Origin of the sequence: Chryseobacterium sp. FP211-J200 (genome assembly GCF_001643375.1) — a bacterium.
GTDB lineage: Bacteria > Bacteroidota > Bacteroidia > Flavobacteriales > Weeksellaceae > Epilithonimonas > Epilithonimonas ginsengisoli.
Genome location: NZ_LSHB01000021.1, coordinates 58,190 through 83,921, shown reverse-complemented (window position 1 = coordinate 83,921; position 25,732 = coordinate 58,190). Strand labels below are relative to the sequence as shown.

Below are 25,732 nucleotides of genomic sequence, written 5' to 3'. Positions count from 1 at the left end.
ATAATGCACTACGGGTTATTATTATAAACGATGAAGATTTTCCGGAAAAGGATGGGGTTTATAATGTGGATTCAGTTACTACATCATTTTCTGAAGCTGGTGGACGTAGAACAATTACACCTGGTATTAAATTAAGCATAGATGAAAAAAGCAAAAAATAAAATGAAGAGTAATACAAGTATTCCTGATATTAATATTGACCGATTAGGAACGGTAACAAATATTAGAACAAATAAAATTTTTAAAGTGGGTAAACGTGGGTACTTTACGTATAAAGATAAACCCATAAATTTGGCAAAGTTGATGCTAGAGACATTTAAAAAGATTCCGATTAGAAACGGTCATATTATTTTTAAGGACGGAAACAAGAAGAATTATAACCTATCAAATCTAGAATATCAAACCAAATTATCTATAGTAGAGCCACCAACCGAAACGGATATTATAAATGTGATAAATTACTATTGCCGTCACGATAAAATGGTCAATTTAAGGAATGCTTTTAAGTACAGGGTTAACCTTTTAACAGTACTAAGCTTGAGAAACTTTTTTATTGAATACAAAGGAACGCAGAACCTTGATGTTTTTAAAGATTATGCAGCTGCTTTTGCTCCGGGATTCTATACACTTTCAAAAAAGAATAACATAACAGTTTTGGAGTCAAAAAGAACGATATACTATTTTCTAAATAAGTTAATTGCAGATTGTAAGAATGAGGGTGCAATCTTAAAGGATTAATTAGGCGAAAAACCGAGCTAATATTTTTGGATAACCTTTTTCTAGTAAAAAGGTTTTTTCATTTTCACTAGAAAAATCAATTTCTCCAGCTGACGATGAATAAGCTATACTTGAAATCTTATACTCAAATTTTTCTAATTCTTGAATGGTGAAAAATCGATCTGATATATAAATGTTCTCTAGCATACTTTTTCTTAGAATAATTCCGGATAACTATTTTGATAAAATTCACTAATTTTTGTGGTAAGTTCTGAAATATTATAATGTTCCGAGAATGTCAAAACTTCAATCACTCGTAATTAATCATCATCACAATTTTCCGTAGTAGAAACTAAAAGAGGTAAGAATTCCGGAAAAGCAGATATTAAATCATTTTGGGTAATTTTTGAAATATCAATCCCCTTAAAATTATTTTCATTGCTCATATTTAGCAAATATATTGATTTTATTTTCAGATATTTACAAAAACTAATAGCCATTTTTAAATGCAGAAAAATACTTTATTCCGGTATAAAAACATAAGAGATCTGTATCTAAAACATAAGACCGAAGATATTCCAGATACAGTTGTTTACGCAAATACATTTTTCCAGTTTATCCGATCAGCAGAACAACTTTAAACACTATTCTAAATACTCCAATTGACAGAGAACTTCAAAAGATTGACTAATGACAGGAAATGAATTATTTCAGAAATTAAGCATCAGAGATTATTCCGGAAGTGATGCAGATAATTATGCTCAATTACTATCAACTTTATTTTTTCATTTATCAGCCAATAATGAAATTAAACAATTTTACGAATTACTAGAAATTGCAGATAGTAGAGGTAAGTTAATTTCTATAAATGATAGTACTAATATTAAGGATGAGTATTTTTACTCTGATCTTATTTTAAAATAGCTCAATTGCTATGAATCTTAGAATTCAAAGCAAAACAAATAAAAACAAACCATGGCAAACGATTTATTATATAATATTGTATTACAGATGCAAGGACAACAGAAAATACTTGCATCTGTAAATTCCGTTCAACAGAAGACAACGGACATGATCAAAAGTATCCAAAGTCAAATTTCTACTATTAGACTTACCGCTGTTATCGATCAAGTAAACAGGGTTTCAGACGCTATAAACAGTGTTAATGCACCAGGTTTAACCCTATCATCATCTATGAAAGATTTACAGGCAATGACAGGTGTGGCTGGGCAAAAACTAAAAGAAATTGAGGGTTATGCGAGATCATCTGCAAAAACCTTTGGAGGTTCAGCAGCAAATGGGATAGAATCCTACAAGCTTCTATTAGGTCAACTTTCACCAGAGATTGCGAAAGTCCCTCAGGCTCTCAAATCAATGGGTGACACTGTAGGCTATACATCGAAACTTATGGGTGGTAATACTGCATCTGCAACAGAAGTTTTAACCACAGCAATGAATCAGTACGGAATATCATTAGATAATCTTATAAAAGCATCACAAGTTATGGCAGCAATGATGAATACTATGGCAGCAGCAGCTGGTCAGGGTTCAGCGGAGCTTCCACAGATCAAACAAGCTCTTGAACAAACAGGGATGGCGGCAAAATCTGCGAATGTCTCCTTTGAAGAAACCAATGCTGCAATTCAAGTTCTTGATAAGGCTGGAAAAAAAGGAAGTGAAGGCGGAATTGCTTTGCGAAATGTACTAGCAACATTAGGGCAGGGGCGTTTTTTACCTAAAACAGTTCAAGAGGAATTTGCAAAACTTCATATTAATATTAGTTCCCTTAACGATCCGACAAAATCTTTATCACAAGGGCTAAATATTTTAAAATCACTTCTAAGTGATTCCGCTTTAATGTCTGCGACATTTGGAAAAGAAAATTCAAATGCTGCGATGGCTCTTATCTCGCAAATATCAGAAGTTGATAGATTGACGAATGCTGTAAAAGGAACTAAAACAGCTTGTGAGCAGGCAGCCATTGTAATGGAAGCGCCGGCTGAAAAAAATGCAAGATTGCAGGCGCAAGTGGATGATTTCAAAATGTCGCTTTTCAATGCAACCAACGGGATGATGGGCTATGCAACTGTTATCAGTGAAACCGCTACAATGGTAGCCGGATTAGCACCTCTCTACACTGGTGTTGCAAGTGCTATTCGATTTCTAACAAGCGCTCAAAAGATGCAAGCACTTTGGACAAACATCGTTACTGGTGCGCAATGGTTGTGGAATGCTGCAATGACTGCAAATCCAATAGGATTAGTAATTGCAGGAGTCGCAGCACTTTCAGCCACAGTAGTCGTTTGCTGGAATAAATTTGAAGGATTTAGGAAAGTAATTTTCAAAGGCTGGGAAGGTTTAAAATTATTTGGAACTGTTATAAAAGATTTTGTAGTCAATAGAATAAAAGATATGGTTTCTGGTATTACAGGTATTGGTGCAACTCTAATGGCTTTCTTTAAAGGTGATTGGCAAAAAGCTTGGGAAATTGGAATGAAAGCAACGCAAGATTTAACGGGAGCTAATACAGCGAAAAAATCGTATAATCAATTTACAAATGGCTGGGATGGAGCTATGACACTTGGAGATAAAAATTCAACTTCATATACTAAAGGGTTAAAAAAAATAGATTTAACGAATCCTACGAACGGTATCGCAACGCCTGTGGGTATTCCTGGAGCAGTTGGAACTGGCGGAGCTGGTGGCGGTGGCGGATCTGGTAAAGCAGGAAAAGAAGCTAAAAAAACATCTGATTCAATTGCAACTGGTGGAACAAAGCATAATTACATCACAATTCAGGTTAAAGAAATGAATGGCATCAAACAATATGTAGGATCAAGTTCCGATGCAACAAAGAAAGTGGGACAAGAGTTGTTGGATGAATTATTAAGACTTACTGGAACGGCAATAACTGCTGGAGTATAATGTTAAAAACAGTTTTAAAAGCATTTTACAGATGATTTAAATGGCTTTTAAAACTGTTTTATTCCTAAAATTTAGTAGTGTGTTGTGTCTTTTTTCTTCACATTTTGTTTTACGATTATTTACATTTAGATTTGCCGATTATATATTGTAAAAAGTGAAAATTTAATTTGTATGGATATTGGAAAGCTCCATCACTAAAAATTAGAGAAAATAATTAAGAAAATAAAATTTAAGAACAGAGATTAGATATACATTATTTTGAATTTTGTCAACCTAATAGAAATCCAACAAGTTGTCGAATTGATACCTCAAGATTGTGAAAAAATATCCAGCTCATATTCAGGGCCGTCAAAACCTTGCTAAAAAGCAGTAGGTAACTTTATATAACGAAGCAATGAATGTTATTAAATGCATAATAGCAAAACAAAACGATATAATTTAGTGATTTTCCTATTTGAAATATAAATTATCGAATAGTTGGTAGCAAGAGCTGATCAGCTTGAACCTTTCATAGATCCTATATTTTTACGATAAAGTTTTCTACTAATATCGATATTGAAGATTTAAAATTGAAGTAGAATTTAGTTTTAAATTTCCATTCCCGGGAAGCTGCCTTCCCCAAATTCTTTGTATTCTTTGCGCCATTTATAAGTAATGTGACTGCGTTCTTAGTTCACGTGCGAGTTCTGAGATACTAATTCGCTCGTTGCTCAATTTAACGGGCTTTGGCCTTAAAAGCAGGATAGTAGATTTTTCGCTCTAGTTTCATAGGTAAAAATTAATGTTTTATGCTTAACTCCTACTGGACGCTAAATTAGTATATCTATTACAGAGATTTTAAGAATATATGCTCAATTTTATCATAAACATTTTCAATAGATATTTACAAAAATATCAGCCTTACAAGATGCCTAAAAATAAACTAAAGAAAAACTTAATTTTTTATTAGTTTATTTAGTCATATTTGATTAGTTTTTAGGCAGTTATTAGGGTTTTGAGATCATTTGTCCTTCACTTGTCTTTGATTTATTATAGACTTAATAAACAGGCAACTCTTAAGTTCTGTATCGGAATTTGTGGCGAACTTTGGATATTCTCTTCCATAGATGTAGTTTTAAGAATATTGTTCTGCTTCATTTTTCAGTTTTATATGAGTAATTTCGGGCATTCGCAATCATGGCTTATATTTCGAGAACCTGATTATGCGGATAAGAATAGTTTGGTGTAACTTTGATTTTCAGAATATTAGCCATTGTTTATTTTTTGACTTTCCACTAAAAACTTTTAATTTTTCTTTATCAACAAAAAACTTATAATTATGAAAAAAACGATTCTTTTTGGCTTACTGCTAATCTTTGCTATATTGTTGAAAGCAGAAAGCCCTATAATTACCAAATGGAACACTAATATTAACAACGATGGTTCCACACAGATAATGATTCCTGTATTCGGATCATATAACTATACTTATACAAAAGTTGGCGACGCATCTATAATGGGTAATGGAAACGGAGGGAGTTTGGGAACATTTACGTCAAAAATAATTACTTTTCCTTCGGTAGGGGAATATATTGTAAAAATTTCGCCTATTGCTATGTTCTAATTTAACTTTTTGTCGCCAAGTAGTAATTTCCGTAACAAGTTGACAGAACTCCAACAATGGGGAACGGTGTCATGGATTCCAGATTTGAGCTATTTGTTTTATGAGTGTAAAAATTTAAAAATTACCGCTACAGATATTCCGGATTTTTCAAACGTAACAAATATGTATCACATGTTTTATTTTTGCGAGAGTTTAACTACAATCCCAAGTGCCAATAGCTGGAATACTGGAAGTGTCAGTAATATGTATGGTATGTTTCGCGATGCGATATCATTCAACCAAGATATTGGAAATTGGGACACACATAACGTTACTAATATGGCTACTATGTTTGTCAATGCATATGTCTTCAACAAAAATATAGGAAGTTGGAATACAGGGAAGGTAACCAGTATGCTGCAAATGTTTGGTAATGCAAAAAGCTTTAACCAAAACATCGGAGCTTGGAACACATCAAATGTTACCGATATGCAAGCTATGTTTTCGGGTGCAACAGCTTATAACCAAATTATGGGGAATTGGAACACCGGAAAAGTGACTACTATGTATGGTATGTTTTCAAATGCATTGGCATTCAACCACGATATCGGAAACTGGAACACATCTAATGTAACAAGTATGTTGGTTATGTTTCGTGACGCAAAAGCATTTGATCAAAACATAGGAAAGTGGCCCCTGAAAATTGGCGTGGATTTAACAAACCTATTCACAAGCTCTGGAATGAGTTGTGAAAATTATAGTAGGACTTTAAAAGGCTGGGCAGAGAATAACATTACACCTAACAATATTATAATGTCAGCACAGGATGTAAAATACGGACCTGCCGGGCTAACACATAGAACAGAGTTGGTAATTGGAAAAGGTTGGAATATTTCAGGAGATTCTTTTGATCCGGCATGCATATTAAATCTCGCAGCAAACGATTTCACAAATAAGAATAAAAGTCTGAGCGTTTATCCAAATCCGGTCAATAGCATTCTCAATTTTTCGGAAGAAGTTTCCAATATCAAAATAACAGATGTTTCGGGGAAAGTTGTAAAACAAAATTTTGCTTCCGGGAAATCGGTTGATATTGCGGATCTTAAAAAGGGAATTTATATAATTACTAGCACTACAAAATCTGGAGATAGTAGTAGTAAAAAAATTATCAAAGATTAATTACTTTTTATTTCTTTAAATTATAAGGTTGGGAAAAGTTTTTTGAATACAAAAACCCTTTCAGATTTCATTGTATAAAATGATTTACTTTTTGGTAAAACTAGAATCTATTTATTCAGCAAAATTAAATATTCCAAAAACCTCAAAGTCACAATCATTTTTCATAATTAATAGTGAAAAAATACTTCCGGTCAATAATTACCCATATTGACCCAGATATAATTTGTATCTAACGCAGCTAGATGATTATATTTGAATCGGACATCTACTAAGTAAACATGCAGAAGCGTGATAATATCAAAAGTGGCTAACCTTATTTGCCGGCGGAAATATGATGAGCGAATTAATTGTTTATCTAGATCAGTTGGAATGTCAGTGAACAAATAACAAATCTTTTACGATTTTAAAAGATTACGATTGTTTCTGGCAATATAAATAAGAAGTTTACGGGAGTAAATTGGAACTTTACCAATCCTGAATGTAGGAATTTTGCCAGAAGAAGACCAGTTAATGATTGTTTGAACTGTCGTGCTAAACATTTCTGCAACTTCCCGTTGACGCATTTGATCTTCTGGCGGTGGGTAATAGTAGGGGGATAGGATATCATCATTTGATACCTCAATTTGCAGTTCTTTTTCAGACTTTGACTGTAAACCGTCTTTGATGAATTTAGCCATTTTTTTATTTTTATTAGATTCAAAATTCACATTAAGAAATAGAATAATTTAATGATGACTTTTATTTACTTGGTTTGTCTGACTTTGGCCATTATGGAATAAACTGAACATATCTCTGACACATATCTCTCCAGATATTTATGCTATCATTTTTTCACTTGTTTTTGTTCTATGGTACCCATTTAATTTTGAAAATGTTTTAATTTTTATTGTCATCTATAGCTAATACATTCCATTTATCAAGCTCCCGCTTATGATGTTGCTCTGATATTTTAACATATCTTCTAAAACTTTTCTCGTCCTTGGAGTTGGTCTGTGCTTTAACAATCCTTTCGGGAATATCTAGAAACAAACTATTAGTAATAAACGTTTTCCTGCCAGTATGACTTGTAATTATATCACATTTTCTAAATGTTTCGTCAAATCTTTTTGAGCCACAATAACGTGTTAATTGAACTTCCTCGGTAAGACCAATTTCTTCACAACATTTTTGAATCGCTTCATTTAATTTCTGTGAAGATATCCTTGGGATGGGGTAATAAATTGTATCCTCATATTTTGCAATTAGTCTTTTAGCTAATTCTGTTAAGAATACCTGATGCTGTACTGTCTTAGTTTTTTTAACTGCAAAAGTTAAATAGTCGCCAGATACCGAAACATCATTTAAGTCGTAAATGTCAGAATGTCTCTGTCCGGTTAAAGCCAGCAGGCAATACATATCCTTTGCTCTTTCCATAGAAGCATTGTCAAACTTATGGTTATAAAGTAGCATCAGCTCTTCTGCAGTGAGATAAACAACTTCAATTTCGTCTTCTTTAGCCGCTAATTTTTTAAACTTCAATGAACTGTGATATCCTCTTTCGAAAGCCCAATTTAAAAATGCCTTTAATGTTTTGACAATTTTAGCATAGTAGTTATTCAATGTTTGTCTTTCATTATAGCAATAGTCCATAAAAATTTCCTCAAATTGATAATCAATATTATCCAGTCTCAATTCGAATTTTGTATACTTTTCAAATGCGATCAGGAAATTTTTCACAGAGCCATATTTTGTGATTGTTCCCTTTGTTTTTGTCAGTCTGGAAACTCGGATATATTCATCAAACGCATCGAAAAATCCTATAGCCACTTTAACATCATTACCTTCATACTTTTCATTTAATAATGCTTCAGTAAATGACAATTCATTATATTTGAAAAAAGAAAATATTTTTTCAACCTTCTTCTCTTCGCTAGCTATAATTTCGTTGAAAATTTCATAATCTTCATAAAATGGATTTCCCTTGTGATTTATAATAATTTGCAACTCATTATTCCAATCATCAAGTAACGTTTTAGTGGCTAAGTTTTTTCTTATTCTATGATTGCCATTTTTAACTATTAAACGCATTGGAATCAATCCGTTTAGATTGATTTTATCTTTTCTCAATTCAAAATAATATCTCATTTTAACTACTTTTTAATAGGGGGCTGAAAGGGGGGCTAACCTTTAATAGAATTCAATTAATACATATTAAAACCTATTAAAGAGTGTTCATAACTACCTGATAATCAGTAGTAAAAATAAATAAAAAATAGTTAAAAACCAAATTTACTCCAGGTGGGACCACTCTTCAAATCAAAGCACTTACAATCGGTAAGTGCTTTTTTTATTATAGTGGGTAACACATAGGTAACACAGTTATGATTATCTAATTTTGTAATTTAGTCTCCATTTGAAAGACAATCATTCCCCATTACTACAATTCTGGTTGATCAATATATTAATGCTTTATTATTACTAGTGTAAATAAACATTATGGAAAATGAGAAAATATTTGAAAAGCTAGAAGAGATTGAACAGTATTTATTGGGAATAAAAAAAATACTAAATGTTCAAGAGCTATCTAAATATACGGGATTTAAACCTTCGTATATTTATAAGCTTGTCCATCATAAGATTATACCGTTTTCTAAACCAAATGACAAGTTATTATTTCTTGATCGTGAGAAAATTGATTGGTGGCTTTAAAAAAATAAAAGTCGTTCGATAGAACAAATTCACAGTGATTAGTGCAGAAAATTCTAGATGGTAAATGATTGCTAGCCATTATTTTTTAATTTACTACGGTCTTGGACCCATAACCGAAGAGATATCGAAACATTTGGTGGAAGATTTGGAAAGAATTGTAGAACTAAATAATTATTAAATAGGTTCTCTACAAACATTTTTATTTGTGATTTAAGTCATTTGAGTCAAATTAGACAAGATACTAGCATATTTTTGTCAAATATTTATAATTAAAGCCCTTGGTAATTTACCTTTAAATATAAACAGACTTGGGATAGTTGTTTTTAGTTGGCTTCGTTTGTCTTTTGACCAAACCAAGAATTAAGCAAAGATTTTGTGATAGATTCAGAAAGGATTTTAAAAATTTCTGCAACGTAATTTTTACACTCACCTTCATTTTGGCAATCGATCTTATCAAGGAAAGTTGATTGAAGACGTACACTGCATATGAAGTTTTTAGATTCATACTTACTTATCAGAGACGATAAGTTATTTTATGATGATTAACAAAAATTTGTATATTTGCCCAGCAAAAAATAAAAATGATATCATCTAACCTTAAAAAAGCAAAGAAACAGTACTTACGCCGAACGCCGTGAGTCATTTTCCTTTGGTTAGAGATCAAAATATAGAGGAGCTTGTCATCACGACAAGCTCCTTTTTTTTACAATAATTACTAACAATTTAAATCTATTATGAAAGTATTGAAATTTGGCGGGACATCTGTTGGAAGCCCGGAGAGAATCGAAAAACTATTACCAATCATAGAATCCCAGCCGACAGATAAACACATGGTCGTTTTGTCCGCAGTCTCAGGAACTACAAATGACCTTGTAAAATTATCAGAGATGTTTTATAAAAAAGAAAACGATCTTGCCAAAAAACATATTGATATACTTTATGAGCAATATAAAAAGTTTGTAAAGCAACTTTTCAATACTAAAGCTGGAGTGGCCGAAGCAATGGCTTTTATTGATGTCATCTTTCAGCTTTTTTATCAATTTCAAGATGGTAACGAGTTTACTGCTAAAGAGGAACGTATCATTTTAGCTCAAGGAGAAATTATTTCAACAACTCTTTTTCATCTGCATTTGAAAGAAAAGGGCATTTCGTCAGTGCTAATATCCGCACTGGATTTTATGCGTATTGATGAAGATGATGAGCCATTGATAGACTATATAAGAATGAACGCTTCTGCTGAATTGGAGAAATTTGATGGTCAAAAACTATTTATTACACAAGGATTTATTTGTCGTAATCCTAAAGGCGAGATTGATAATTTGAAGAGGGGAGGATCTGACTACACCGCTTCATTAATAGGTGCTGCTCTGCAGGTTGAGGAAATCCAGATCTGGACAGATATCGATGGATTTCATAATAATGATCCAAGGCATGTTCGCAATACAAAACCTATTGCACATCTTAGTTTTGATGAAGCCGCTGAATTATCATATTTCGGGGCGAAAATCCTTCACCCGCAAAGTGTTTTTCCTGCAAGAAAATATAACGTTCCTGTGAGATTACTGGATACAATGAACACTGCTGCATTAGGGACATTGATCTCTGGAGAAATAAGCAACCTAAACAAAATAGTTGCAGTAGCAGCTAAAGACGGTATTACGGCAATTCGCATCCAGTCTTCCAGAATGCTGATGGCGTATGGTTTTCTTCGAAAAGTTTTTGAAGTCTTTGAAAGGTTTAAAACGCCGATTGACATGATCACTACTTCCGAAGTTGCCGTTTCACTGACTATAGATCAGACCGAGCATCTATCTGAAATTTTGAAAGAACTAGAATCATTCAGCACCGTAGATTTTGATAATGAACAATCCATCATCTGTATTGTAGGGGATTTTAATAAAAACAATCATGGTTATGCCAACATTGTATCTGAAGCAGTTAAACATATCCCAATACGAATGATCTCTTATGGTGGGAGTGAGAACAACATTTCTTTATTGGTTCCATCTGCTTATAAAATTGAAGCTTTAAGATCCCTGCATCACAGATTATTTTAAAAAGTGGCAGACTGTGATCTTATCTTTGCAGCGATTATTGTTTTTTGAATAGAGGAGTAACCAAATTTCAACTTTAACATAAAAATAACTTTTTCCCATTTAAAATAATATCAGATCACGATTTAAAGATAAATAACGACAAGTCAGATTCCACAACAATCTATCTGATTGCTCCAAAATCCTACAAATTATTAATAAAAGATTTTGACGTAAAATACCAAACTCTGCCTTCAGCGCCAGTTCTTTAGCTGTAAAATTGAATTATTAAAGTTTTCAAAAAGTGTAGTAATTCTACTATTGAAAAAATAAGGTCCTGGTTCTATCTTTGGTATATTAAAACAAGAAAAAAATCACTCAATATTAATATTTAAAATTTAGAAATCATGGCAAACAATTCAAGAGCTGTACTAAAATTCAACGGCGGAGCAGAACAAAAAATCCTTAAACTTAATTACGGAGTTTCCAGAAATACCGATGTTTCCGGCCGTGTGGCCTCAGACCCTTCTAACGCACTGATCAAAATCACCGTAGAAGCTACAGAAGATTCCGGAATCTTGGAAAGCTTGCTTAATGGAAAATACAAACCAACAAGTGGCGAAGTAACCTTCAATAAATCTCACGAAGAAGGAACACTCACTACTTTGAAATGGGACAACGGCTATGTGATCCAACACGAAGTTGATTATGATGCTTTGAATGAAGATAATATGTTCATCAGTTTCGTGATAAGTGCAGAGAAGATCGATTACGGTAACTCCGCTTATGATGGAATCTGGCCAGGAGCAAAATAATCTTTGATTATCAATTCTACACCAAATCATTGAAAATAATCCTGATGAAGATCCAATTTTGGTATTTTTCATCAGGATTTTTGCTTTGGCAATTGCACGACACTACCAATTTTATTCGGATGATGAGTCCTGATGCGGGAAGCAGTGAGGCGGTAAGTGAAAACAGAGGTTTTGTTTTTATTCCCGAAGTTGGTGATCAGGTAATGGTAGGATTTGTACATAATCATCCTGACAGACCATTTGTAATGGGTGGATTATATTACGTAAAAATTGCAGGAGGCGGTAAAGAACAAAATCATCTAAAAAGTATTACAACAAGAAGCGGTTGCACAATAATCATCAATGATACCGAAAATCAGGGAAGTATTACGGTAAAAGATCCGAGCGGAAATATTTGGTATATGGACGGAGCCGGAAATATAGATGTTACCGCACCAAAGAATATGAATTTTAACGTTGGGGAAAATTTTAATATTAATGTTGGGAAAAATATGTTTACAAGCGTTGGCGAAAATCAGAGCAACACCATTGGAAGTAATATCTCTACAAGTTCAGGAAATAATATCGGAATTTCAGCGGGAAATGACATAACGGAAACCGCAACAGGAAATAGGTTGGAAATGTCTAACAATAGAACGGAAATGGTAGATGAAACAATTTTTAAGAAATTCTAAAAGCTCTGAAACATTTGCTGGAGAAATAAACATAAATACCACAAAGGAAAATATGACGATGCAAAGTGCAAAAACAATAGAATGGAATAGTGGTGAACAATCTAATCTTTTTTAGTTATGGCAATTATTAAAATATCAAAAAACATGATTGTTAAAACCATAAACAAAGAAACTATCATTTGTGGGAATAAACTCGAAGAAATTACAGAAAAGAAGTGGGTTGAAGCAACTGATCCCTGCAATGCAAAATTCAGTATATTGGATCAAGGTTATGTAAATGAAGAAAATATATCCTTTGATCAAATCGATTTGAAGTTTCTACTCTTAGAACAAAAATTTTGGTCGAGTAAGCCTAAACATTCGAAAGATATTAAACTATGGAAAATCAAAAAAAAATAATTTCAGTATTCTTAATTTTTCTATATTTCTTTTTTGGTTGTAATTCACCACAACAAAATTTATCCGCAAGAAAAGAAAAAGAAGATTGTGTAAATGATTCAACTTTGTATAAAAAAGTAAACGAACAACATTTGTTGTATAAAGATTCTTTAAACAATTTATATTTAAAAGTAAACAACATTCAACTAATTGAAAATCAAAAAAAATTAAGTAATTGTCAAAAACATCCATATATTTTTGTTAAAGAAATGGCACTGAAAAATGATTCTATTGTTGGGCTTAAAAATGTAATTGATATAGTTACTTTTAAAAAGTATTCAAACAATGTTTACGCAGATCGAAACAGGATTTATTACTTTGAAACAGAAATAGCCACTTATCCTATATTTTTTGAAGTTGATATTAAACCCTCAGATAAAATAAGATTTGATTCTTTAAAAAGAAGAAATAATTAAAAATAATACTTAGATCTTAGCACCAAAACGAGTTATTTCACCAGAATAATGATGACGGAGTAACCCACGATATTGATACCCTCGGTCATTACAAAGGAAGTTTTCAGACACTGTTTACATGCCAAAACCAGAGTTTGTTTTACCAATCGCTCAACCTCAAATTGCCACCGTTATCTCCAACACTGATCCTTTGGGGACAGAATGAATCACCGTTCGCTTCGACTGGCAGCTGCACGATACGACCAATTTCATTAGAATGATGAGTCCTGATGCGGGCGGAACAGATCAAATCACCCAAAACAGGGGTTATGTAGCAATCCCGGAAGTTGGCGATCAGGTAATGGCAGGTTTTGTTCACAATCATCCGGACAGACCTTTTGTAATGGGCGGAATGTTCTATGGAGGAATAGGACTAGGCGGCGGAATGGATAACCGCGTAAAATCCATCCAGACCAGAAGCGGACACAGAATTGTTTTTACGGAAGATGAAAGTATTATTATTACGGATAAATCGGGGAGCGAAATCCATCTGGATACAACCGGAAGCAACATCAATATAACGGCTCCGGAGACGATGATACTCAATTGTAAAAATATGAATATCAATGTGAGTGAAAATATGACAACCAGTGTTGGTATGAATCAGAGCGACTCGGTAGGTATGAATAAGACGACTAGCGTAACAATGAATATTACAGAAACTGCCGGCATGAATATGTGGAAAAATGCTACACTGGACTATTCCCTAAATGCAACCAATATCTTAAAAATAGCGACTGAAAATTATTCTTATGATGCAAAAGATATTCATACCAACGCATCAGAAGGAATAGAGGTGGCAGCAACCAAAGATTACATCCAAAACAGTGAGGAGACAGTTCATAATTTGTCAGGAGAAATTGGTCATAACGCTTAAAAATTCAACAAAATGGCAGAACAAAATAAAACAGGACAGATCCAGATTTTTGCCAAGAATATAAGAGGAAATGCCAGTGGCGGAATTCTTGCAGAAAGCAGATACACCAGAAATACAGCTGGTGGAAGACACGTGCAGAATGGCGGTGGTGGCGTGAACAATGGAAACAACAGAGCCAGAAAGAGCATAGAAGAAACAAGGGTAAAAACAATAGAATGCACTACAGAGCTGGATGACGGGTCTGCAAATGACGGATCTCGAACAGGACTTCAAAAAGGTGTTTTGTACAATAAAAGTTACACATTCCAGGTTAAAGAATTTACCAACGGAGAACCTAAAAATCCAAACAGTATAAAGTGGGCACTCAGCTACACAGATCCTGAAACAGGCCAGCACACAGAGAATATTCTGATCAATAAAAATTTTACAGGAAAGCAGATCAGTATCAATTTTAGTTCTACAGGATATTGTGGTAGAAATCTGGAAATGAAGGCGTACATCTCAGAGGCTGACTCTGAAGGTAAGTTGCCAATTTTTATGCACAACAGATTCAGATGGTTTGACGGAAAGATCATTAATGACGAAATAAAATTGAGAGTGGATGACGGAAAACCGTGGCTCATCAATCAGAGTGGAACATCACTATGCGGAATGGCTTGTCTGTTTTATTTATTTGCAAGAGATCGATCAGCTCAATATCAGCAGTTTGCTAAAGAACTTTTCAGAACCGGAGAAGCCACTTGCAATCAGTATACAGCCAAACCTGCAGATGTTGTATTGAACAAAAACCCTAATGATAGTGATTATCCGAAGCATTGGGTACAGGCTCTCAACAAATATGTCATAATGCCTTATGTAGATTATGTGACAATGGCAAGTGTACGAAATACAGAAAACGGCTTCTACAAAGGCGGAGACGAGGAGTTTTGGGCTATCAACTGGCCCAATGTAATGACCGGTCTTTCGGAAGATCTCTTAGGATATAGTGAAGTTAAGTCAAACGGGACCTACAATCCCATCAAAAAATCCACATATTATCATAAACCGACAACGTGGAAGATAATTGAGGATATCAATAAGCAGATTGCCGACGGATATAAAATAATATTGATGATAGATTCCGATCTGATCTCTCCGGATGAAGATAACATCTGGAATATGTTCCAACTGGAATATCACTGGGTGGTTTTGGAAACTCCAATTTTCGCACTTCCCAATCTTAACGCTGCAGGCGAAACCTTTTACAAAATAGATTTTAAGGTCTATTCCTGGGGCGGAAATACATATTATTTGAACGACCTGTCTCTATGGAACATTTCATAAACAATTATTATGGCTATATTAAAGTTAAGTAGACTAGCATATCTTATCGTTTTACTCTTATCGTTTTCCTGCCAAAAAACGGTTGTAAAGACTTATGATAATGATGATTGTGATGTTTACGCCGCAGGAAAGAAAGGTTTCTGGATTGACATTTATTCAAAAAGTTTAAAAGAAAATGAGATTGAATTTAAATTTGAAGGAAAGCTTGTAATTCCTCAAAATAAAGAAATTGCGACTGCACACATTAGTTATTTCATTAATGAAGATCTAAAGCTTCAAGACACCTTAACAATCGCTTACAAAGGTGAAATTTACAAGATCTATGATTTTAAGAATCTGAAAGAAACGGCAATTGATGGTTCTAATCATAAAAATGTTGAGATATGCAGAGTTTCTACAGCCAAAATCAATGGAAAAGTGATTCAGGATTCCCGTAATAATATTCTTAAAGTAGATCTTGATTAATTAAATTATTTCAATCGAATGTAACCCAAAAGTTCCTCAAACAAAATGCCTTGATTCTCAGTCAATGAGTAATATTTATCGAATAAAATTAGATTGTAACTTTCATATTCCCTTTCCAAAGTGCTTATCACATCTGATGCGTAATCTTTAATTTTCGAAGTGCTGTATTAAAATGTAGTGAATTTCGAAATTTTGACTTAAATTCCCCTTGGTTTTCATCCCATTCAGATAGGTTACAATGATAAGGTGTTGAGTAAAACTTACATTTCAGGTTAATTGTTACGCGTAAGTAAATTGGAGAAAGACCATTTTTTAAAGCATTTTTTTTTGCAAATAATTTTGATACTAGAATTCATCTTGACAGATTTTTAGTTTAACATGAGTACAACATGTTATATTTTTTTGTGAAACTTGATGAAACCAAAAATAAAAAACAAAAGATTTAACTATAAGATTATCAACGACTTTGAATCTAAATGAAATAGATTGAAACTCGTCTTTTTCGTTCTCATAATCAGGTTGTCCCTAGTTCGAGCTTAGGTGGGACCATAATAAAATAATTTAATACACTGGTATTCAATGGTTTGTTTTTTTTTATTGGGGCTGGTATTTTATAAAGGAAATCTTGATCATCCACAATATTCAGGCAGTATCAAAAAAAATTATTGGTTTAAAAATAATAATCCTGTCTTGGGAGCAAGACGAGCGTATGTTCAAACACTTTTATCGATGATCTAGTTCATCTTAGTCAAATCGAAAGTGAACGGGAGGATTTTTTGTACGACGAAACTTAGGATTAAGAATGCATTCAGTCCTTCCATAATTATATCTATATTTGAGTATGAATATTTATGAAATATCAAATCCTGAATTCAAAAAAGAAATTGCAGCTACCGGCGATTTAAAACTATTTCCTGCAGGTACGGTTATTTTAGATATCAACTCCTATGTTAATTACATTCCATTGGTAATGTCTGGCAGTGTGAAGGTCGTAAGAACGGAAGAGGATGGGAGAGAAATCCTTTTGTATTATCTTACGCCCGGGGAAAGTTGTATCTCATCAATACTTTCAGGGCTTACTCAAGGCACTTCCAAGGTTAAGGCAGTGGTAGAAGAGGACGCTGAAATTCTGATGCTGTCACTTCCCAAAGCCAAGGAATGGCTCACAAAATATCCGGAATGGTCTACCTTTGTTTTTGAGCTTTATCATAAAAGATTTGAGGATTTGGTCAATATGGTCAATTCAATTGCTTTCCAAAAAGTAGATGCTCGACTATTATATTTATTAGACCAAAAGTCAAAACTGTATAAATCAAAAGAACTTTCCGTTACCCATCAACAGCTTGCAGACGAACTCGGCATTACTAGAGAAGCAGTAAGCCGTGTCCTGAAACAGATAGAAACTGAAGGTAAAATAAAACTTTCCCGAAATAAAATTACACTATTGTAACTTACATCACTGACTGACTTTTATCTCCTCCATAAATTTGCATTATAAATTTTAAAACCAATAAAATGTTAGATGCAATAAAAAACCTTTTCGGGATGGATAAAACCGATTACGCTGCCCTTGTAAAAGAAGGTGCTCTTATTTTGGATGTAAGAAGCAAAAGCGAATATGCGGGAGGACATATCAAAAATTCTATTAACATTCCCGTCAACGAACTTCAAAACAATCTTTCTAAATTAAAAAACAAAGACAAAACCATTATTACCTGTTGCGCATCGGGGATGAGAAGTGCTTCTGCAAAGAATGTTCTAGAGAATAACGGTTACAAAAATGTACACAACGGCGGAGGATGGAGTAGTTTAAATAATAAATTATAATCCGATGGAAGCACATTATTACAACGTAGATATTTCTTGGAAAAACGATCGTAAAGGCGAAATGTCTTCACCGGAACTTTTACAAAATGTCGAAATAGCAACGCCTCCTCAATTTCCCAAAGGAATTGAAGGAATCTGGTCGCCGGAACATTTATTTACCGCAGCAGTAAGCAGTTGTTTGATGACAACTTTCCTCGCAATTGCAGAAAACTCAATATTAGAATTTGAAAATTTTGAATGCAAATCTAAAGGAAAACTGGAGCAGGTTGAAGGCAAATTTCTGATGACCGAAGTGATTTTGGAACTTGTTGTCACCATCAAAAATGAATCAGACAGAGAAAAAGCCGAGAAAGTTTTGCAGAAATCGGAAGCCAATTGCTTGATTTCCAATTCTGTGAAATCTAAAATCACGATGATTCCTCAAATCAAATTAAAATAAATGTCTCCGTATGTTTTTTAATTGTTACCGTCTTTAATGGCGGTTTTTTTTGTCCCCAAAATGAAATCAATTGTTGTTCTAGATTATCTTCTTATGTGATAAAGGTTACTGTGCAACAGTTTTCAGCGGTATAACTTTGTCAAAAATTAAAGATTATGCAAAGAGTCTGGGTACTTATTTTATCATTAAGCTTATTTCAAAACGTATTTTCCCAAGATACCATCAGGATTTCCAAAACAGAATTGGAACAAAAAATTCTGGATAACAATCTTCAGGTAAAAATGGCGCAAAAAGAAGCCGAACTAGCCGATGCCGAACTTTTGGGAACAAGAGCGATGTATCTCCCGAATATCAATGCCTCTTATACGTTTTCAAATACCAACAATCCGTTGTATGCATTTGGTTCAAAACTCAATCAGGAACGTATTACGATGACGGATTTCAATCCAGACAATCTTAATTCTCCGAAAAGCATTTCCAACTTTGCCACCAAATTAGAAATTCAGCAACCCATCATCAATATGGATGCAGTTTATCAAAAGAAGGCCGGACAGGTAAAATCCGAAGTCCTGAAAATAAAATCCGAAAGAACCAAAGAATACGTTCAGTTCGAACTCAAAAAAGCATATATGACCTTGCAAATGGCGTACAAAATGGCAGAAACTTTAGAAAATGCGAGAACAACAACATTGGCAAACAAAAAAGTGATTGACAATTATTACAAAAACGGTATCATTCAGAAATCAGAAGTTTTATATATGGATGTACGTCTGAAAGAAATTGAAAATTACATACAGTTCGCCAAATCCAATGTCAAAAACGCCTCCGATTATCTCTATTTTCTGTTGGATGAAAATTACCATAACAAAGTCTTGAAGCCCTTAGAATCATTAGAATATCAGGAAAATATAGTAGAAAATAATCCCACTCTGAATATTAACAGAAAAGATTTGCAAGCCTACCAAAAATCTTTGGAAGCCTACGATTTGATGATAAAATCTTCCAAAGCCAAATTTCTCCCGAAACTCAATGCTTTCGGAAGCTTCGAAATGTATGACAACAAAATCGCACAGTTCGATGCCAACGGATATTTAGCCGGAATTCAACTTTCGTGGAATGTTTTCGACGGTCTCAAAGCCAAAAGTGAGCAGCAGAAATTCAAAGCCGAACTGAGCAAAGCACAAACCGAGATTCTGCAATACCAAAAACAAAGCGAGCTGGAACTCAATAAAACTTCCAGACAGGTTCAGGATGCCGAGAACAAAGTAAACCTCACCAAACTCGCTTGGGAACAAAGCAAAGAAGCCTACAGAATCCGAAAAAACCGCTACGATCAGGGGCTCGAAAAGTCCGCAGATTTGCTCACTTCCGAAACCCAGATGTCACAGAAAGAATTAGAGCATATTCAGGCAATTTTCGAGTACAACACTGCTGTAGAATATTACAAATTTTTGAAAAATTAGTCATTGCGAGGAACGAAGCAATCTAAAAAAGAGTGAAATGTATTTTTTTTAGGAGCTATTTCCCGCTGTCCACTGTATCTTTTTCTTTTTGCCAATGCTTTTCCCCTTCCAAAAAGAAAAAGGATACCGTTCCCATCGGGGGCTATGATTAAAGTTCCGCCAAAAAATCGTAAAACGACGATTCAACAAGTTTCAGAAAACAAATAAAATCAACATTATGAGAACATATATTTATTCCGGTCTTATTCTGTCAGCAGTTCTTTTGAGCAGCTGCTCGTCCGACGATAAAAAATCTGTCCAAAACACAGATGCTCCCATTTCGGTTACAGTCAATCAATCAACTACCAATTCCACAGGTTCATCAGCAACCGCCACAGGAAAATTGGTTGCCAGAAATTCCGTGAATGTTTCTACAAGAATGATGGGTTATATCACCTCGATGCGTGGAGAAGTTGGTCAAAACGTAACAGCAGGACAGGCTTTGGTAAGCATTAATTCTACCGACATTCAGGCAAAAGGCGGACAAGCCAATGCGCAGATTTCCCAAGCTCAAGCTGGTTATAATATAGCTAAAAAAGACTACGAAAGATTCCAGAATCTGTACAAAAATCAAAGTGCGTCTCAAAAAGAATTAGACGATATGAGAGCACGCTACGAAATGGCTCAAGCCGGTTTACAGGCAGCCCAGCAAATGAAAAACGAAGTCAATTCACAGTACAAATATACCAACATTACCGCTCCGATTTCCGGAACCATCACCGCGAAATTTGCAGAGCAAGGCGATATGGCAAGTCCGGGAATGCCACTTTTGACGATAGAATCTTCAGGAAGTTTACAAGCTCAGGTTTTGGTTTCAGAAAAAGACATTACAATGATTACTCAAGGAATGAGCGTTCAGGTCACCTTAAAATCGATCAACAAAACAGTGTCCGGAACAGTTTCCGAAATCAGCAAATCAGCCACCAACACAGGCGGACAATATATGGTGAAAATCAATATTCCTGCATCAAAAGAATTGCTCCCGGGAATGTTTGTCAATGTGCAGTTTCCATTTAAAAATTCCGGAAAAACCAATCAGGATTTTCAGGAAAACATAATGATTCCAAAATCTGCTTTGGTAGAAAACGGACAATTAACGGGAGTTTATGTGGTAAGTTCACAAAATGCTGCTGATATAGAGTGTAAGGGATTATTTCTTAATGCCGACTCTGGTTTTGACAGTAAAAAACTTAGAGATATGCTGTATAAAAAAGAAATTATTGGAAATATCAAAGGGAATCCTCGTAACAGGGATACAAAGAATGAAAAATATTTTGATAATGAGTTGTATAAAAGAAGATTCAAAATAGAAAAAGCAAATGCATGGCTTGATAGCTTCAAAGCTTTATTAGTAAGATTTGAGACTTTGAATATTACTTGGACAAATCTACATTATCTCGCTTTCTCTATCTTGTTTCTCAGAAAAATAAAAGTTTAAACAGGTTTTATATTTAAAAACTGTTCATCATAAAATTCTGGATGAACAAATTAAAAAGGATTAATAAAAAACTTTGCACTTCTGCGTTTAACTTATTACCTTCGTTAGTATCTGAAAAGATACAATCAAAAAAATGACGAAAAATGAAGCTTTAAAAAACTGGATAGAACAGTATTCTGAATCTTTGCTGAGAAGAGCAATTTTTCTGCTTTCAGATACCATTGAAGCGGAAGATATCGTTCAGGAAGTTTTCATTGCTGCTTTTTCATCCTACGATTCTTTTGAAGGAAAAAGTACGCCTAAGACTTGGCTCAACACGATTCTCAACAATAAAGTCGCTGATTTTTACCGTAAAAAATACAAATCGGAACCACAGATTAAACTCGACCATTTCTTTGACGAAACAGGCTCCTGGAAAAATGATACGGTTTTAAATGACTGGAATGTTTCTAACCCGGAAGCTGAACTTCTGGACAATCAGGATTTTAATAAAAGTCTAGAAGATTGCATCGAAGATTTGCCTTCCCGATGGAAGATCCCGATGAAACTTTATTATCTAGAAGAAAAAAAAGCACCCGAAGTGAGTCAGGAATTGGATATCTCTACGACTAATCTTTGGAAGATTTTACAACGAACCAGAATGCAGCTGAGAGAATGTCTGGAAATTAACTGGTTTTCAAAATCATAAGGAATAAAAAATGTTTAGAAAAATAATACATATTTTCTTTTTACCATGCAGTACAGCAACTTTACTGATGGAAAAACGCAATGCAAAGAATATTTCGCCAAAAGAAAACTGGCAACTTTCTATGCATATAATGATTTGCAAATGGTGCAAGGCTTATGAAGAAAAACTGAAAATTTTAGATTCTATTTTAAAAAATAAATGGTTTGGAGAAGAAAAAAACGATTTGAATGATACAGATATTCAGGAATTTAAAGATAAAATATTTAGAAAACTAGATTTTTAAGAAAGAAACTGTCAGGATTTTGTAATTGTTGCGACTATAGTTTTGAAAATAATAAATATTAATTCAAAAATCTAAGAACAATGCAACAGACATCACAACACAAAGGTTTGCCAACGTACAAAATCGGTTATTACATTTCGCTTTTCGGGGCAGCAATTATTTTACTTTGGATTGGGGCTTTCAAATTTACGCCTACCGAAGCAGCAGCGATAAAACCTTTGGTAGAAAACCATTTTCTCACGTTTTTCGTATATGATATTATGAGCGCCCAAGCGGTTTCTAATATAATCGGAGTGATAGAAATTATCATTGCCTTGTTATTAATCTTTAGCGTGAAATTTGCATCTCTTAAAAAGTTTGCAGGTATCGGAATGGTGGTTACCTTTTTGGTAACATTAAGCTACCTCTTTACAATACCTAATGTTTGGCATATTGTTGACGGCGTTCCGGTTACAGATTTTTTTATTCTTAAAGATTTGATGCTTTTAGGATTTGGTTTAATGCTTTTAAATGGAAAAAATGAACACACATAATAAAACAAAAATGAAAAATATATTCACATTTCTCGGAATGGTTCTGGGAATTGCAGTCTTCGCAACAAGCTGCGGAGATGCAAAACAACAATCTTCATCAATTAAAAAAGAGAATGAGATCACTATGAATGCTAAAAATGTAAAAGAAGTTTATTTTGCAGGCGGTTGCTTTTGGGGAACTGAGCATTTTTTTCAACAAATCAGAGGAGTTGTAGAAACTGAAGTTGGGTATGCCAACGGAAATAAGAAAAATCCTACTTATGAGGAAGTTATAAGTCATACTACAGGTTTTGCCGAAACGGTAAAAGTAAAATACGACCCGGAACAGGTTGACCTTAAACTTCTGATCGATCTTTATTTTAAAACGATAGATCCTACGAGTTTAAACAAGCAGGGAAATGATAGAGGTGACCAATACAGAACGGGTATTTATTCTACCGACAAGGAAACTGAAGCTATTATTAAAGGAGAAGTTCAGAAATTAGCGAAAAATTACAGCAAACCTGTGGTTGTAGAAACGATTCCGTTGAAAAACTTCTACAGTGCAGAAACGTATCATCAGGATTATTTAGATAAAAATCCAGGAGGTTATTGTCACATTGAGCCGGGATTATTTGAAATGGCAAAAAATGCAAACCCGCTTCCAAAAGCTAAATATCAAAAACAGGATAAAGAAGTTTTAAAGAAAAAACTGACTGCCGAACAATATAAAGTGACGCAGGAAAATGCAACGGAAAGACCTTACTCTAATGAATATGACAAAGAATTCCGTGAAGGAATTTATGTAGATATCACAACGGGGGAACCGTTATTTATTTCAACCGATAAATTTGAATCAGGTTGTGGATGGCCAAGTTTCTCGAAACCTATTTCTAAAAATGTTATCGACGAAAAAACCGATAATTCAATTGGAATGGCAAGAACTGAGGTGAGAAGTAAAACCGGAGACGCTCATTTGGGACACGTTTTTGATGATGGACCGAAAGATAAAGGTGGTTTGAGATATTGTATCAATTCTGCTTCATTACAGTTTGTTCCAAAAGCAGAAATGAAAGAAAAAGGATATGGAGAATATATTTCTCTTCTTAATAAAAAGTAAAAAATATTTCAGGAATAGTAATGATGGTCGGAAGAAATTCCGATCATTTTTTATGTTATCTATTTCAAATCTATTAGTTCAAAAACTCAGAAGTGTTAATTTTTACACAATATTCACTCCCAAGATATAATGGATCACCGTGCTTCTCTGACCAGAAACCATCCAACACATTCTCATTAATACAGCGGTAAACAGCAACTCCTTTGTAAAGACGAAAATCTTCACCTTGGTAATTAAAATTGATAACTAAAATGTCATTTTTAAAAAATCCAGTTCCGTTCTGTTCGTGGTCGCCAATCAACCACTGTGCAATAATGCGGTTATTCTCATCGAGAGATAATGTTAATATACCGTGATAACTGATATTTTCACTCGCCTCCTGATTGCTTCCCTGAACAGAATAGCTACCCACTAAATCCTCTATTGTCATTGATTTACTTTTAAGGAGAACAAATGTAGAAACTTTTTATCTTGTTAAGATCAGAAGGTAAACTGTTTAATATTTATTTTTGTTTTAGATTTGCTGTTATGTTGTATGTATTTTTGATAATGAATCTCATCGCTTTCACCGTTTTCGGATTAGATAAATGGAAGGCAACCCAACATAAAAGACGAATTTCGGAGTTTTCTTTGCTGATTCTCACGTTTTTGGGAGGAACGGTTGGCGCTATTTTAGGAATGATAATTTTCAGACATAAAGTGTCAAAAAAAAGTTTTCTGTGGAAATTTGGAATTATTATTTTAGTACAGATCTTTATTATTTTACCTGTTGTGCATTTAGGAATTAAACAATAAAAGATTGTTCATTTGGTTCAAAAACCGTATATTTATTTGACTACCAATCATTTAAATACATGAACAATCTTATTCAAAACTACAAAATTATTTTAGAAGAATTGATAAATACTTGCAGTCATATTAAGACTAAACCTCAGATCAGAGTTCCAAAACTTTCTGATTTAGAACTTGTAGCTTTAAATATTACAGCAGAATACATGTCGATAAACTCTGAATTACAACTGTTTAGATACATTTCAAAAACAGAATTAGAACAAAAAATAGAAAGAAGCGTTTATAACAGAAGAAAGCGAAAATTGTTTTTCTACTTAGAAGAAATACGCAGAGTTTTGAGTGCAAAGTTTTCTGATTTTACAAACGTTTTTATTGTTGATTCAACACCATTGGAGATATGTAAAATAAGTAGGGCAAATCGCAGTGGAATTTGTTCCACAGAAAATATTCGTCCGGAATTTGGATATTGTGCTGCACAAAAAACACGATATTTCGGCTATAAATTACATGCTGTCTGCGACAAAAACGGTGTTTTTCATTCCTTCGATTTTTCTCCGGCAAACGTTCATGACATAAATTATCTGAAGGATATAAAAGAAAACTTCAAAAACTGTTTACTGATAGGCGACAGAGGATATATTAGCGAAAAATTAAGGGTTGATCTGTTCAATTACTCAAACATTAAACTTTCTGTTCCAATGAGAAAAAATCAACATGAATTTGTATCGTTTTCGAAAGTAAAATCTAAAATTAGAAAACGGATTGAAACAGCTATATCACAACTGAGCGGACAATTTTTACTACACATCAATTTAGCAAAAACTTTTGAAGGGTTGGCAACCAGAATTACCTCTAAAATCACTTCTTTTACAATGATACAATATCTTAATTTCTTTATATTTAAAAGAAGTTTAAACAAAATAAAAATTAATTTATCCTAAATGCACAACAGGTTAAAAA

At 33.8% G+C, this 25,732-nt stretch carries 31 protein-coding genes; 25 read left to right on the top strand and 6 right to left on the bottom strand.

All coding sequences use genetic code 11. The features are described 5' to 3' along the window. The first annotated feature begins 141 nt into the window (after positions 1-141). A complete protein-coding gene (locus tag AXA65_RS07530) occupies positions 142-738 on the top strand; it encodes a hypothetical protein (RefSeq protein ID WP_063969507.1) in 597 nt (198 codons plus the stop codon). Here the strand turns inward: AXA65_RS07530 and AXA65_RS07525 are convergent, their stop codons facing one another. After that, a complete protein-coding gene (locus tag AXA65_RS07525) occupies positions 739-924 on the bottom strand; it encodes a hypothetical protein (RefSeq protein WP_063969506.1) in 186 nt (61 codons plus the stop codon). Between the two features lie 113 nt (positions 925-1,037). Further along, positions 1,038-1,217, bottom strand: coding sequence for a hypothetical protein (locus tag AXA65_RS07520; protein ID WP_063969505.1), 180 nt, complete (start codon positions 1,215-1,217; stop codon positions 1,038-1,040). 190 nt (positions 1,218-1,407) lie between these two features. Here AXA65_RS07520 and AXA65_RS07515 point away from each other — a divergent pair, with 190 nt between their 5' ends. The 4 genes from AXA65_RS07515 to AXA65_RS07500 all read left to right on the top strand — a co-directional run bounded on the left by AXA65_RS07515 (position 1,408) and on the right by AXA65_RS07500 (position 6,403). Further along, positions 1,408-1,641, top strand: coding sequence for a hypothetical protein (locus AXA65_RS07515; RefSeq protein ID WP_063969504.1), 234 nt, complete (start codon positions 1,408-1,410; stop codon positions 1,639-1,641). Between the two features lie 51 nt (positions 1,642-1,692). After that, on the top strand, positions 1,693-3,642 hold the full coding sequence (locus AXA65_RS20140; RefSeq protein WP_063969503.1) for a phage tail tape measure protein: 1,950 nt from the start codon (positions 1,693-1,695) through the stop codon (positions 3,640-3,642). A 1,318-nt stretch (positions 3,643-4,960) separates the two neighbouring features. Then, positions 4,961-5,245: a hypothetical protein gene (locus AXA65_RS07505; RefSeq protein ID WP_063969502.1), complete on the top strand. Its 285-nt coding sequence runs from the start codon at positions 4,961-4,963 to the stop codon at positions 5,243-5,245. Positions 5,246-5,284: 39 nt separating this feature from the next. Further along, positions 5,285-6,403 carry a BspA family leucine-rich repeat surface protein gene (locus AXA65_RS07500; protein WP_063969501.1) on the top strand — a complete coding sequence of 373 codons (1,119 nt, stop codon included), beginning with the start codon at positions 5,285-5,287 and terminating at the stop codon, positions 6,401-6,403. 395 nt (positions 6,404-6,798) lie between these two features. Here the strand turns inward: AXA65_RS07500 and AXA65_RS07495 are convergent, their stop codons facing one another. After that, the gene (locus AXA65_RS07495; RefSeq protein WP_063969500.1) at positions 6,799-7,080 is read right to left on the bottom strand and encodes a helix-turn-helix domain-containing protein; all 282 of its coding nucleotides are present in this window, start codon (positions 7,078-7,080) and stop codon (positions 6,799-6,801) included. Positions 7,081-7,279: 199 nt separating this feature from the next. After that, a complete protein-coding gene (locus AXA65_RS07490) occupies positions 7,280-8,527 on the bottom strand; it encodes a tyrosine-type recombinase/integrase (RefSeq protein ID WP_063969499.1) in 1,248 nt (415 codons plus the stop codon). 351 nt (positions 8,528-8,878) lie between these two features. On the opposite strand from AXA65_RS07490, the gene AXA65_RS07485 reads away from it, so the two are divergent. The 9 genes from AXA65_RS07485 to AXA65_RS07445 all read left to right on the top strand — a co-directional run bounded on the left by AXA65_RS07485 (position 8,879) and on the right by AXA65_RS07445 (position 16,171). Then, positions 8,879-9,091 carry a helix-turn-helix transcriptional regulator gene (locus tag AXA65_RS07485; RefSeq protein WP_063969498.1) on the top strand — a complete coding sequence of 71 codons (213 nt, stop codon included), beginning with the start codon at positions 8,879-8,881 and terminating at the stop codon, positions 9,089-9,091. Between the two features lie 734 nt (positions 9,092-9,825). Next, on the top strand, positions 9,826-11,148 hold the full coding sequence (locus AXA65_RS07480; protein ID WP_063969497.1) for an aspartate kinase: 1,323 nt from the start codon (positions 9,826-9,828) through the stop codon (positions 11,146-11,148). 383 nt (positions 11,149-11,531) lie between these two features. Then, positions 11,532-11,939: a type VI secretion system tube protein TssD gene (tssD, locus tag AXA65_RS07475; protein WP_063969496.1), complete on the top strand. Its 408-nt coding sequence runs from the start codon at positions 11,532-11,534 to the stop codon at positions 11,937-11,939. A gap of 44 nt (positions 11,940-11,983) precedes the next feature. Next, positions 11,984-12,613 carry a phage baseplate assembly protein V gene (locus tag AXA65_RS07470; RefSeq protein ID WP_063969495.1) on the top strand — a complete coding sequence of 210 codons (630 nt, stop codon included), beginning with the start codon at positions 11,984-11,986 and terminating at the stop codon, positions 12,611-12,613. 117 nt (positions 12,614-12,730) lie between these two features. After that, on the top strand, positions 12,731-13,012 hold the full coding sequence (locus tag AXA65_RS07465) for a hypothetical protein (protein ID WP_063969494.1): 282 nt from the start codon (positions 12,731-12,733) through the stop codon (positions 13,010-13,012). Further along, positions 12,991-13,467 (top strand): hypothetical protein, encoded by a 477-nt coding sequence (locus AXA65_RS07460; RefSeq protein ID WP_063969493.1) that lies wholly within the window; start codon positions 12,991-12,993, stop codon positions 13,465-13,467. Before AXA65_RS07465 ends, AXA65_RS07460 begins: the two co-directional genes overlap by 22 nt. A 256-nt stretch (positions 13,468-13,723) precedes the next feature. Next, positions 13,724-14,383, top strand: coding sequence for a phage baseplate assembly protein V (locus AXA65_RS07455; protein WP_317040339.1), 660 nt, complete (start codon positions 13,724-13,726; stop codon positions 14,381-14,383). Between the two features lie 12 nt (positions 14,384-14,395). Continuing rightward, positions 14,396-15,706, top strand: coding sequence for a hypothetical protein (locus tag AXA65_RS07450; protein ID WP_063969492.1), 1,311 nt, complete (start codon positions 14,396-14,398; stop codon positions 15,704-15,706). Between the two features lie 9 nt (positions 15,707-15,715). Beyond that, positions 15,716-16,171 (top strand): hypothetical protein, encoded by a 456-nt coding sequence (locus tag AXA65_RS07445; RefSeq protein ID WP_063969491.1) that lies wholly within the window; start codon positions 15,716-15,718, stop codon positions 16,169-16,171. Positions 16,172-16,298: 127 nt separating this feature from the next. On the opposite strand, the gene AXA65_RS20555 is transcribed toward AXA65_RS07445, so the two are convergent. Then, positions 16,299-16,523, bottom strand: a complete 225-nt coding sequence (locus AXA65_RS20555; RefSeq protein WP_086048116.1) for an Arm DNA-binding domain-containing protein — start codon at positions 16,521-16,523, stop codon at positions 16,299-16,301. A 489-nt stretch (positions 16,524-17,012) separates the two neighbouring features. On the opposite strand from AXA65_RS20555, the gene AXA65_RS07440 reads away from it, so the two are divergent. The 9 genes from AXA65_RS07440 to msrB all read left to right on the top strand — a co-directional run bounded on the left by AXA65_RS07440 (position 17,013) and on the right by msrB (position 23,980). Beyond that, on the top strand, positions 17,013-17,621 hold the full coding sequence (locus AXA65_RS07440; protein ID WP_028123171.1) for a Crp/Fnr family transcriptional regulator: 609 nt from the start codon (positions 17,013-17,015) through the stop codon (positions 17,619-17,621). Between the two features lie 65 nt (positions 17,622-17,686). Then, positions 17,687-17,998, top strand: a complete 312-nt coding sequence (locus AXA65_RS07435) for a rhodanese-like domain-containing protein (protein ID WP_063969490.1) — start codon at positions 17,687-17,689, stop codon at positions 17,996-17,998. 4 nt (positions 17,999-18,002) lie between these two features. Then, complete coding sequence (locus AXA65_RS07430) at positions 18,003-18,437, top strand: OsmC family protein (RefSeq protein WP_063969489.1); 435 nt, start codon at positions 18,003-18,005, stop codon at positions 18,435-18,437. Positions 18,438-18,592: 155 nt separating this feature from the next. Beyond that, a complete protein-coding gene (locus tag AXA65_RS07425; protein WP_063969488.1) occupies positions 18,593-19,900 on the top strand; it encodes a TolC family protein in 1,308 nt (435 codons plus the stop codon). Positions 19,901-20,117: 217 nt separating this feature from the next. After that, complete coding sequence (locus AXA65_RS07420) at positions 20,118-21,377, top strand: efflux RND transporter periplasmic adaptor subunit (protein ID WP_086048112.1); 1,260 nt, start codon at positions 20,118-20,120, stop codon at positions 21,375-21,377. 133 nt (positions 21,378-21,510) lie between these two features. Further along, positions 21,511-22,065 carry a sigma-70 family RNA polymerase sigma factor gene (locus tag AXA65_RS07415; protein ID WP_063969487.1) on the top strand — a complete coding sequence of 185 codons (555 nt, stop codon included), beginning with the start codon at positions 21,511-21,513 and terminating at the stop codon, positions 22,063-22,065. 10 nt (positions 22,066-22,075) lie between these two features. After that, positions 22,076-22,348, top strand: coding sequence for a hypothetical protein (locus AXA65_RS07410; protein ID WP_063969486.1), 273 nt, complete (start codon positions 22,076-22,078; stop codon positions 22,346-22,348). 80 nt (positions 22,349-22,428) lie between these two features. Then, positions 22,429-22,881, top strand: coding sequence for a DUF417 family protein (locus AXA65_RS07405; RefSeq protein WP_063969485.1), 453 nt, complete (start codon positions 22,429-22,431; stop codon positions 22,879-22,881). 10 nt (positions 22,882-22,891) lie between these two features. Continuing rightward, positions 22,892-23,980: a peptide-methionine (R)-S-oxide reductase MsrB gene (msrB, locus tag AXA65_RS07400; protein WP_063969510.1), complete on the top strand. Its 1,089-nt coding sequence runs from the start codon at positions 22,892-22,894 to the stop codon at positions 23,978-23,980. A 73-nt stretch (positions 23,981-24,053) separates the two neighbouring features. Here msrB and AXA65_RS07395 read toward each other — a convergent pair whose 3' ends face one another. Continuing rightward, positions 24,054-24,410 (bottom strand): hypothetical protein, encoded by a 357-nt coding sequence (locus AXA65_RS07395; RefSeq protein ID WP_063969484.1) that lies wholly within the window; start codon positions 24,408-24,410, stop codon positions 24,054-24,056. Positions 24,411-24,508: 98 nt separating this feature from the next. On the opposite strand from AXA65_RS07395, the gene AXA65_RS07390 reads away from it, so the two are divergent. Both AXA65_RS07390 and AXA65_RS07385 read left to right on the top strand, forming a co-directional pair. Then, complete coding sequence (locus tag AXA65_RS07390) at positions 24,509-24,775, top strand: DUF1294 domain-containing protein (RefSeq protein ID WP_063969483.1); 267 nt, start codon at positions 24,509-24,511, stop codon at positions 24,773-24,775. A 59-nt stretch (positions 24,776-24,834) separates the two neighbouring features. Then, the gene (locus AXA65_RS07385; protein WP_063969482.1) at positions 24,835-25,713 is read left to right on the top strand and encodes an IS982 family transposase; all 879 of its coding nucleotides are present in this window, start codon (positions 24,835-24,837) and stop codon (positions 25,711-25,713) included. The last annotated feature ends 19 nt before the right edge of the window (positions 25,714-25,732 follow it).

What these genes read in the sequence shown, in the direction of transcription:
- AXA65_RS07530 (WP_063969507.1), top strand. Translation starts at nt 142, where the DNA reads ATGAAAAAAGCAAAAAATAAAATGAAGAGTAATACAAGTATTCCTGAT.
- AXA65_RS07525 (WP_063969506.1), bottom strand. Translation starts at nt 924, where the DNA reads ATGCTAGAGAACATTTATATATCAGATCGATTTTTCACCATTCAAGAA.
- AXA65_RS07520 (WP_063969505.1), bottom strand. Translation starts at nt 1,217, where the DNA reads ATGGCTATTAGTTTTTGTAAATATCTGAAAATAAAATCAATATATTTG.
- AXA65_RS07515 (WP_063969504.1), top strand. Translation starts at nt 1,408, where the DNA reads ATGACAGGAAATGAATTATTTCAGAAATTAAGCATCAGAGATTATTCC.
- AXA65_RS20140 (WP_063969503.1), top strand. Translation starts at nt 1,693, where the DNA reads ATGGCAAACGATTTATTATATAATATTGTATTACAGATGCAAGGACAA.
- AXA65_RS07505 (WP_063969502.1), top strand. Translation starts at nt 4,961, where the DNA reads ATGAAAAAAACGATTCTTTTTGGCTTACTGCTAATCTTTGCTATATTG.
- AXA65_RS07495 (WP_063969500.1), bottom strand. Translation starts at nt 7,080, where the DNA reads ATGGCTAAATTCATCAAAGACGGTTTACAGTCAAAGTCTGAAAAAGAA.
- AXA65_RS07490 (WP_063969499.1), bottom strand. Translation starts at nt 8,527, where the DNA reads ATGAGATATTATTTTGAATTGAGAAAAGATAAAATCAATCTAAACGGA.
- AXA65_RS07485 (WP_063969498.1), top strand. Translation starts at nt 8,879, where the DNA reads ATGGAAAATGAGAAAATATTTGAAAAGCTAGAAGAGATTGAACAGTAT.
- AXA65_RS07480 (WP_063969497.1), top strand. Translation starts at nt 9,826, where the DNA reads ATGAAAGTATTGAAATTTGGCGGGACATCTGTTGGAAGCCCGGAGAGA.
- tssD (WP_063969496.1), top strand. Translation starts at nt 11,532, where the DNA reads ATGGCAAACAATTCAAGAGCTGTACTAAAATTCAACGGCGGAGCAGAA.
- AXA65_RS07470 (WP_063969495.1), top strand. Translation starts at nt 11,984, where the DNA reads ATGAAGATCCAATTTTGGTATTTTTCATCAGGATTTTTGCTTTGGCAA.
- AXA65_RS07465 (WP_063969494.1), top strand. Translation starts at nt 12,731, where the DNA reads ATGGCAATTATTAAAATATCAAAAAACATGATTGTTAAAACCATAAAC.
- AXA65_RS07460 (WP_063969493.1), top strand. Translation starts at nt 12,991, where the DNA reads ATGGAAAATCAAAAAAAAATAATTTCAGTATTCTTAATTTTTCTATAT.
- AXA65_RS07455 (WP_317040339.1), top strand. Translation starts at nt 13,724, where the DNA reads ATGATGAGTCCTGATGCGGGCGGAACAGATCAAATCACCCAAAACAGG.
- AXA65_RS07450 (WP_063969492.1), top strand. Translation starts at nt 14,396, where the DNA reads ATGGCAGAACAAAATAAAACAGGACAGATCCAGATTTTTGCCAAGAAT.
- AXA65_RS07445 (WP_063969491.1), top strand. Translation starts at nt 15,716, where the DNA reads ATGGCTATATTAAAGTTAAGTAGACTAGCATATCTTATCGTTTTACTC.
- AXA65_RS07440 (WP_028123171.1), top strand. Translation starts at nt 17,013, where the DNA reads ATGAATATTTATGAAATATCAAATCCTGAATTCAAAAAAGAAATTGCA.
- AXA65_RS07435 (WP_063969490.1), top strand. Translation starts at nt 17,687, where the DNA reads ATGTTAGATGCAATAAAAAACCTTTTCGGGATGGATAAAACCGATTAC.
- AXA65_RS07430 (WP_063969489.1), top strand. Translation starts at nt 18,003, where the DNA reads ATGGAAGCACATTATTACAACGTAGATATTTCTTGGAAAAACGATCGT.
- AXA65_RS07425 (WP_063969488.1), top strand. Translation starts at nt 18,593, where the DNA reads ATGCAAAGAGTCTGGGTACTTATTTTATCATTAAGCTTATTTCAAAAC.
- AXA65_RS07420 (WP_086048112.1), top strand. Translation starts at nt 20,118, where the DNA reads ATGAGAACATATATTTATTCCGGTCTTATTCTGTCAGCAGTTCTTTTG.
- AXA65_RS07415 (WP_063969487.1), top strand. Translation starts at nt 21,511, where the DNA reads ATGACGAAAAATGAAGCTTTAAAAAACTGGATAGAACAGTATTCTGAA.
- AXA65_RS07410 (WP_063969486.1), top strand. Translation starts at nt 22,076, where the DNA reads ATGTTTAGAAAAATAATACATATTTTCTTTTTACCATGCAGTACAGCA.
- AXA65_RS07405 (WP_063969485.1), top strand. Translation starts at nt 22,429, where the DNA reads ATGCAACAGACATCACAACACAAAGGTTTGCCAACGTACAAAATCGGT.
- msrB (WP_063969510.1), top strand. Translation starts at nt 22,892, where the DNA reads ATGAAAAATATATTCACATTTCTCGGAATGGTTCTGGGAATTGCAGTC.
- AXA65_RS07395 (WP_063969484.1), bottom strand. Translation starts at nt 24,410, where the DNA reads ATGACAATAGAGGATTTAGTGGGTAGCTATTCTGTTCAGGGAAGCAAT.
- AXA65_RS07390 (WP_063969483.1), top strand. Translation starts at nt 24,509, where the DNA reads ATGTTGTATGTATTTTTGATAATGAATCTCATCGCTTTCACCGTTTTC.
- AXA65_RS07385 (WP_063969482.1), top strand. Translation starts at nt 24,835, where the DNA reads ATGAACAATCTTATTCAAAACTACAAAATTATTTTAGAAGAATTGATA.